The 7111-nt window shown below is 62.8% G+C and carries 9 protein-coding genes; 3 read left to right on the top strand and 6 right to left on the bottom strand.

Translation table 11 applies throughout. The features are described from left to right. Positions 1 to 181 precede the first annotated feature (181 nt). Both dapE and EN859_RS31475 read left to right on the top strand, forming a co-directional pair. A complete protein-coding gene (gene dapE, locus EN859_RS31480) occupies positions 182 to 1381 on the top strand; it encodes a succinyl-diaminopimelate desuccinylase (RefSeq protein ID WP_127856499.1) in 1200 nt (399 codons plus the stop codon). A 2-nt stretch (positions 1382 to 1383) separates the two neighbouring features. Next, complete coding sequence (locus EN859_RS31475; protein ID WP_127856498.1) at positions 1384 to 1989, top strand: transporter; 606 nt, start codon at positions 1384 to 1386, stop codon at positions 1987 to 1989. On the opposite strand, the gene truA is transcribed toward EN859_RS31475, so the two are convergent. From truA to def, 6 genes are all read right to left on the bottom strand, one after another. Beyond that, positions 1986 to 2741 carry a tRNA pseudouridine(38-40) synthase TruA gene (truA, locus tag EN859_RS31470; protein ID WP_127856497.1) on the bottom strand — a complete coding sequence of 252 codons (756 nt, stop codon included), beginning with the start codon at positions 2739 to 2741 and terminating at the stop codon, positions 1986 to 1988. The two genes, EN859_RS31475 and truA, sit on opposite strands and share 4 nt — an antisense overlap. Positions 2742 to 2764: 23 nt before the next feature. Beyond that, positions 2765 to 3274, bottom strand: coding sequence for an N-acetyltransferase (locus tag EN859_RS31465; RefSeq protein ID WP_127856496.1), 510 nt, complete (start codon positions 3272 to 3274; stop codon positions 2765 to 2767). After that, positions 3271 to 4206 (bottom strand): methionyl-tRNA formyltransferase, encoded by a 936-nt coding sequence (fmt, locus tag EN859_RS31460; RefSeq protein WP_127856495.1) that lies wholly within the window; start codon positions 4204 to 4206, stop codon positions 3271 to 3273. Before fmt ends, EN859_RS31465 begins: the two co-directional genes overlap by 4 nt. A gap of 36 nt (positions 4207 to 4242) precedes the next feature. Beyond that, a complete protein-coding gene (locus EN859_RS31455; protein WP_127856494.1) occupies positions 4243 to 4665 on the bottom strand; it encodes a type II toxin-antitoxin system VapC family toxin in 423 nt (140 codons plus the stop codon). 8 nt (positions 4666 to 4673) lie between these two features. Beyond that, the gene (locus EN859_RS31450) at positions 4674 to 4934 is read right to left on the bottom strand and encodes a plasmid stabilization protein (protein WP_127856493.1); all 261 of its coding nucleotides are present in this window, start codon (positions 4932 to 4934) and stop codon (positions 4674 to 4676) included. 181 nt (positions 4935 to 5115) lie between these two features. Beyond that, entirely contained in the window at positions 5116 to 5646 is a 531-nt protein-coding gene (def, locus tag EN859_RS31445; protein ID WP_127856492.1) for a peptide deformylase, read from the bottom strand. A gap of 103 nt (positions 5647 to 5749) precedes the next feature. Between def and EN859_RS31440 the strand changes: the two genes are divergently transcribed. After that, positions 5750 to 7015 carry a DNA recombination protein RmuC gene (locus EN859_RS31440; RefSeq protein ID WP_127856491.1) on the top strand — a complete coding sequence of 422 codons (1266 nt, stop codon included), beginning with the start codon at positions 5750 to 5752 and terminating at the stop codon, positions 7013 to 7015. Positions 7016 to 7111: the final 96 nt, after the last annotated feature.

The following is a 7111-nucleotide window of genomic DNA, read 5'->3' as shown; positions in this document are numbered from 1 at the left end:
TTCAGGCGTGGCTTCTCAAATCCTTCGAGGGCGGCAATGGTCATGACAGGGCTCCGAATCATGGAAGCCCCATGGAATCAGATCAACCGCAATCCCTAAAGCGCGTTAACCCGAGTTCGAAGCCCTGGGGTCTTCATGTCTGGCCGTGACAGGTCTCCTGCTTTCGACTATCGCTTTGCCCATGAGTCTGCCGACCGACCCCGCCAGAAACCTCGCCGCCCTGATCCGCTGCGCCTCCGTAACGCCCGCAGAAGGCGGTGCGCTTAGCGCGCTGGAGAAGATGCTGAGGCCGCTAGGCTTTTCTGTCGAGCGGCCGGTGTTTTCGGAAGACGGCACGCCGGATATCGAAAATCTCTACGCGCGGCGCTCCGGCAACGGTCCGCATCTGATGTTCGCCGGTCATACCGATGTGGTGCCGGTCGGCGACCAAGTGTCCTGGACGCACCCGCCCTTTGCCGCCGAGATCGCCAATGGCGAGATGTTCGGCCGCGGCGCCGTCGACATGAAGGGCGGCATCGCCTGTTTTATCGCGGCTGTGGCGCGTCATGTCGGGCAAAAGGGCGGCCCGAAGGGTTCGATCTCGCTGCTGATCACCGGCGACGAAGAGGGGCCGGCCATCAACGGCACGACAAAGCTGCTCGAATGGGCGGCTGCCAAGGGCGAGAAATGGGACGCCTCGATCGTCGGCGAACCGACCAACCCGGACGCGCTCGGCGACATGATCAAGATCGGCCGGCGCGGCTCGTTGTCCGGTGACGTGATCGTCAACGGCCGCCAGGGCCACGCCGCCTATCCACAGCTCGCCGACAATCCGGTACGCGGATTGATGACGCTGGTCGACGCCTTGCTGCATCCGGTCTTCGACAGGGGGACAAAGGATTTCCAGCCGACCAATCTGGAGGTGACGTCGATCGATGTCGGCAATCCGGCCACCAATGTCATTCCGGCGAAGGCGACAGCCACCTTCAACATCCGCTTCAACGACACATGGACCGCCGAGACCATCCAGGCGGAAATCCACAACCGCCTCGACCAGGCGGCCAAGCGCAGGAAATACCGGACCGGCAAGAAGACGCCGGTCGACTACGAGCTCGTCTGGCGCGACCGGCCGAGCCACGTCTTCCTCACCCGCGACGACCGGCTGGTCGACACGCTGAGCGGTTCGGTCAAGGCGGTGATCGGCAGGAAACCGGAGCTCTCCACCTCCGGCGGCACCTCCGACGCCCGCTTCATCAAGGACTACTGTCCGGTGGTCGAGTTCGGACTGGTCGGCAAGACCATGCACATGGTCGATGAGCGCGTAGCGGTTGCCGACCTCGAGACGCTGACGCAGATATACCAGCGCTTCATCGATGACTGGTTCGGGCAAGGCGTATCGTAATCATGCTTTCGGCAGACGAAACCTATGCTTCGCTGGCTGGCGCCTGGCGGCTGATGCTCGGCAAGGCCGACGGGTTGCGCCTGCTCGACCTCTCGGCGGACGGTTTCTGGAATTCCTTCTTCGCCATCGTCGTCGCGGCGCCGGCCCTGATCGTCGGCTGGGTCGGCATCGCCAACGAGATTGGCGACCCGAGCGCATTCGCGGGACGTTTCAGCATGCTGCTCCGACTGGCTGCCGTCGACATCGGCTCCTGGGTGTTGCCGCTTGTCGGCCTCGCCCTGGTCGCGCCGCGCGCCGGCATCGGCGGCCGCTTCGTCCACTATGTCGTCGCCAGCAACTGGGCGTCGGCGATCGTCGCCTGGATGATGCTGCCGTCTGCGCTGATCAGGCTCTTTCTGCCGTCCACCAACGAGTTCGCCAACGTGGTGTCGCTTGTCCTTTTTGCCCTGTCGATGGTGCTGACCTGGCGGATGACCAACGCCGTCATCGGTAGGGGTGCAGCGGTCGGCACCGCTGTCTTCGCCGGTATGTTCGTGGCATCGCTGGCTGTCCTGTTCAGCCTACAGGCACTGCTCGGCATCAGCGTGCCGGGCGACGTCGGGACTTAGAACTCTTCTGGATAGTCGACACCTACCAGAAAAAGCCCATCGGGCGGCGCCACCTGGCCACAGGCGGCGCGGTCGCGCGCGGCGAGCGCAGCCCTCAGGTCAGCAACGGTCCAGCCGCCCTCGCCGACACGCTTCAGCGAACCGACCATCGAGCGTACCTGATTGTGCAGGAACGAGCGTGCCGAGGCTCTCACCTCGATCACGTCGCCGACCCGGCTGACATCCAGCCGATCGAGTGTCCGGACCGGATTATCGGCCTGGCACTGGGTCGAGCGGAAGGTGGTGAAATCATGCCGCCCAAGCAGCACTTTTGCGGCCTCGTGCATGGCAGAGGCGTCAAGGCGCTTCGGCACCCACCAGATCTTGCCCTTGTCGAGCGCCGCAGGGGCTCGCCGGTTGACGATACGGTAGAGATAGTGGCGGCCGGTCGCCGAGAAACGCGCGTCGAACCCGTCCGGAACGACGGTCGCCCCCAGGATGGCGATGCGCGCCTTGGCCGCTTGCAGATGGGCGTTGACGGCGTCGCGCACCTTGTCATCAGGCCACGCCTTGATGAGATCGACATGTGCCACCTGGCCAGTCGCGTGGACGCCGGCATCGGTGCGGCCGGCGCCGCGCAGCGAAACCCGTTCGCCGCAAAATTTCTCGATCGCCTCTTCGATGGCCTGCTGCACCGAAGGCTGGTTGGCCTGGCGCTGCCAGCCGGCATAGAGGCTGCCGTCATATTCGATGTCGAGGCGAAAACGCGGCATCTCCGGTGATTGCTTGACCTCGCCTAAGCGGCGAGCGCGGAGCCGAAAGCCGAAGCGTAGACCAGCTTGCCGGTCTCGGGCGCCTCGCCCCAGGCCAGTGCCTGCAACGCTTCGCCCTGGTATTCGCTTTCGAATTTTTCGGCGCGCGCGCGGCTGTAGCCGAAACGGCCATAATAGGCGGGGTCGCCAAGCACCACGGCCAGCACCTCGCCGGCCTCCTTCAGGCGGATATGCGCCTCGCGGATCAGCGCGCCGCCAATGCCTGTGCCATGGAAAGACGGCTCGACCGCCAGAGGGGCCAGCGCCACCGCGGGGAAGCTCTTGCCGCCGTTTTGCACGAAGAGCCGCGAAAACAGGATGTGGCCGACCACCTGCCCGTCCTCGTCGGCCACCAGTTCGACGACGGCATCGCCGCCGGTGACCAGCGCGTCGACCAGTCCGGCCTCCGTCTGCTGGCCGAATGCGTGCTCCTCGACGAGGCGGATCGCCTCGCGATCCCGCGGCGTCGCCGCACGTATCGACATCATGCTCATGAGAGTTTCATTCCTTTTTCGAGCTTGGCTCCACGCAAAAACTCCTGCGCGGCGGCGGGCATTCCGCCCGCCCGTTGAACTTCGACCAGCCTGATCGCACCTGACCCGCAGGCGACCGTCAGCCGGTCATCGAGAATTCCTCCCGGAACGCCGGCGCCATCAGAAAGCGTCGAGCGAAGCAGTTTCAGCCGTTCCGTGCGGCCGCCAATTTCGGGCTCGCACCAGGCGCCGGGAAACGGCGACAGGCCGCGAATATGATTGTGGACTTCGACAGCTGGCCGCGTCCAGTCCACGCGCGTCTCCGATTTATCGATCTTTTTGGCGTAGGTCACCCCCGACGCCGCCTGGGTGGTAAATGTCAGGGTGTTTCTCTCCAGCCGCGCCAGCGCCTCAATCATCAGCGTCGCGCAGACTTCCATCAGACGATCGCGCAGCTCGCCGGCCGTCATATCGGGTCCAATGGCGCATTTTTCAACCATTGCCACCGGACCGGTGTCCAGGCCTTCCTCCATGCGCATCACCACCATACCTGTCTCGGTGTCGCCCGCAATGATGGCGCGCTGGATGGGTGCGGCGCCGCGCCAGCGCGGCAACAGCGATGCATGGCCGTTCAGGCAGCCGAGCCTTGTCGCCTCCAGAATAGGCTTGGGCAGAAGCAATCCATAGGCGACGACGACGGCGACATCGGCCCGCAAGGTGCGAAAGGCTTCCTGCTCGGCCTCGCTTCTCAGCGACACCGGCGTCCGCGCCTCGATGCCCAACCGCTCCGCCTCGCGCTGCACCGGCGAGGGCGTCAGTTCCAGCCCGCGCCGGCCAGCGGCGCGCGGCGGCTGCGTGTAGACGGCGGCCAGTTCATGCCCGGCCTCGGCGATCGCCCGCAACGTCGGCACGGAGAATTCCGGCGTACCCATGAAGATGACGCGAAGCGGCATTTTTCTTCCGCGATCCTGTTCTCAGCCTGAGTCAGATCAGGCACCCGCTTCAAACGGGTTTACCAGCTTCAGGTCAAGCCCGTCGAAGTCGCGAACATTGCGGGTTGCAAGCGTGGCGTCGTGGGCCAGGCAAATCGCGGCAATCATGGCGTCTTTGGTTTCGATAGGTTTGCCAGCTAGCCGCCTCGTAGCAGTAATGCGGCCGTACTGTTCCGCAGGGACATCGCCAAAAACCAGGATTCGACCAGAAAATTCGCCCCTGATCCTAAAAATGCTTTGGAGGAGACCGTCTCGGCGCGCGGCCTCCTGGACAAGGTATGCCCCGAAATAAAGCTCCGCAAAAACAATAGTGGAAAGAAAAAGAGTCGCCGGCTCTTGTGCGTTCAACCAGTTGAGAACTTTTTGGCTTCGTTGCCGCGAAAAAACGTCTGATATGACATTGGTGTCCAATACTATCATTCAGAGCATCACCGGAAATCAGGTGGCCTACGATCAGGCTCTTTTCGTGATCTCGCGATTTCCTGGATTTCGTCGTCAGTGAAATTACTATTTCCGACAAGCGAGTAAAGGCGATCCCCCGCCTTTTCAGTGCTAGCGTGTTGAATTGAAAACCCTTTTTGTATCAAAACGACCGCCTCCTCGGAAAGGCTGCGCTTGTTCAGCCGCGCGCTTTCCTCAAGACGTCGTTTCAATTCCGAATCGATCCCGCGAATCAGCATGTCGCCCATAAGTGGATACCTCCTTTTGATATCAATGATATCACGCCAGAATCCCCATTCAACATGAGATTCGCCATCCCAAATTGCTGAAGCTTTATCGTTCTTTTGGCGTTTTCGCCTGAGTCCCGAGCATTCGCCTTGGAATTAGGCGCAAAAGGCATCGAACTCGGTCGAGAATCGAATGACGCCCCTATCCCACCGTCTTGCCCGGCGCTTTGTCCCTGGCGAGCTTCTTGAACTTCTTCACCACCATGTCGCGCTTCAGCTTGGAGATGTGGTCGATGAACAACACCCCATTGAGGTGGTCGATCTCGTGCTGCAAACAGGTGGCCATCAGGCCTTCGGCTTCGATCTCTTGCAGCTTGCCGTCGCGATCGAGATACTTCACCCGCACGGCCGCCGGGCGCTCGACTTCGGCATAGTAATCCGGGATCGACAGGCAGCCTTCCTCATAGACCGAGCGCTGATCGGCGCTATCGAGTATCTCCGGATTGATGAAGACATGCGGCGCCGGCGCCTCGTCTTCCTTGGCAAGGTCGATCACCAGCATGCGCAGCGGCTCGCCGACCTGGATCGCCGCCAGGCCGATGCCCGGCGCGTCATACATGGTTGCCAGCATGTCGTCCGCCAGTTTGCGCAAGTCAGCGTCGACGCGCTCGACCGGCCTTGAAAGCTGGCGGAGGACGGGATCGGGAAGGATGATGAGCGGCTTGATCGACATCAGTCTCACCTAAGACCTCGCACGAAAAGCGTCAACCTGGGCGCTTGAAGACTGTTCCCGTTTTGATCTGTGCCGGCGGCCCGAATCATCTATGCTGGCCGGCATGAATGAGCTGACCTCGATCCTTTCCGAACCGGTCGCCCGGCTCGGCGCCACCACGATGACGCTCGGCCACGCCCTGGCTTTCGGCTCGATGCTGTTTCTTGGCCTGTTCGTGGCGCTCATCGTCGCGCTGTGGCGGTCAGCCAGGGCGCGCACGATTGCAGCTGCTGAAGCGGCCGACCATGCCCGCGACGCCGAGGCGCGGATGGCCGGCATCCTGCAAAGCCAGGCCGAAATGCAGGGCCGCATGGGCGCCATCGCCGAAGTGTTCGGCGCCCGGCAGGCCGAACTCACGCAGTCGATCGGCCAGCGCCTCGACGCGATGACCGGCCGCCTCGGCCAGACCATGACCGAGCAGACGAAATCGACACATGAGAGCCTTGCCAAACTGCAGGAGCGGCTTGCGGTCATCGACACGGCGCAAGGCAACATCCAGTCGCTCGCCGGCCAGGTCGTGCAACTGCAGGCCATCCTCTCCAACAAGCAGACGCGCGGCGCCTTCGGCCAATCGCGCATGGAGGCGATCGTTGCCGACGGCCTGCCGCACGGCACCTACGAATTCCAGGCGACCCTGTCGAATGGCAGCCGGCCCGACTGCCTGGTGAAGATGCCGAACGGCGCGCCCTCGCTTGCTATCGACGCAAAGTTTCCGCTGGAGGCCTGGAATGCCATTCGTGCCGCCGACGGCGCCGAATTGCAGAAGGCAGCCGCGCAGGCGTTTCGCCGCGACATCGAGATGCATGTCCGCGATATCGCCGAAAAATACCTGATCCAGGGCGAGACCCAGGACACCGCCTTCATGTTCGTGCCGTCGGAATCGGTGTTTGCCGAGATCCATGAGAATTTCGAGGCGATCGTCCACAAGGCGCACCGCGCCCGCATCGTCATCGTCTCACCGTCGCTGCTGATGCTGTCGATCCAGGTCATCCAGGCGATCCTCAAGGACGCCCGCATGCGCGAGCAGGCGCATCTGATCCAGGGCGAGGTCGTCCGGCTGACGGAGGATGTCTCGCGCCTCGACGAGCGGGTGCGCAAGCTGCAGACGCATTTCGGCCAGTCCGCCAAGGACATCGACGATATCCTGGTGTCGACGTCGAAGGTGACCAAACGCGGCCAGAAGATCGAGGCGCTGGAGTTTGGCGTGCAGCCTGGCGAAAGTGACGCCGATACTTCACACGGTGCCGTCGCAAAAGTCGAAACGGGCGCACGTGTCGCCGATTCGAAAACCGGGCAGCTGCGGCTGAGGGTCGTAGAAGGCGACGACTGAGCGCCACGCCGGATCCGGCGATAGAGCGGCAGGCTCTCAAGCCGAATCGTGGCGCCGCTCAATCTTTTTGTTTTGAGCCTCGGATCTTCCCAAAAT

The organism is Mesorhizobium sp. M00.F.Ca.ET.216.01.1.1 (assembly GCF_004010325.2).
Lineage (GTDB): Bacteria > Pseudomonadota > Alphaproteobacteria > Rhizobiales > Rhizobiaceae > Mesorhizobium.
Note: the sequence above shows the minus strand (reverse complement) of the source record. Positions and strands in the feature narration are given on the sequence as shown.

Bases quoted from the DNA above. Each gene is read 5' to 3' on its own strand.
- EN859_RS31465 (WP_127856496.1), bottom strand. From the start codon at position 3,274: ATGAGCATGATGTCGATACGTGCGGCGACGCCGCGGGATCGCGAGGCG.
- truA (WP_127856497.1), bottom strand. From the start codon at position 2,741: ATGCCGCGTTTTCGCCTCGACATCGAATATGACGGCAGCCTCTATGCC.
- EN859_RS31475 (WP_127856498.1), top strand. From the start codon at position 1,384: ATGCTTTCGGCAGACGAAACCTATGCTTCGCTGGCTGGCGCCTGGCGG.
- EN859_RS31440 (WP_127856491.1), top strand. From the start codon at position 5,750: ATGAATGAGCTGACCTCGATCCTTTCCGAACCGGTCGCCCGGCTCGGC.
- fmt (WP_127856495.1), bottom strand. From the start codon at position 4,206: ATGCCGCTTCGCGTCATCTTCATGGGTACGCCGGAATTCTCCGTGCCG.
- EN859_RS31455 (WP_127856494.1), bottom strand. From the start codon at position 4,665: ATGATAGTATTGGACACCAATGTCATATCAGACGTTTTTTCGCGGCAA.
- EN859_RS31450 (WP_127856493.1), bottom strand. From the start codon at position 4,934: ATGGGCGACATGCTGATTCGCGGGATCGATTCGGAATTGAAACGACGT.
- def (WP_127856492.1), bottom strand. From the start codon at position 5,646: ATGTCGATCAAGCCGCTCATCATCCTTCCCGATCCCGTCCTCCGCCAG.
- dapE (WP_127856499.1), top strand. From the start codon at position 182: ATGAGTCTGCCGACCGACCCCGCCAGAAACCTCGCCGCCCTGATCCGC.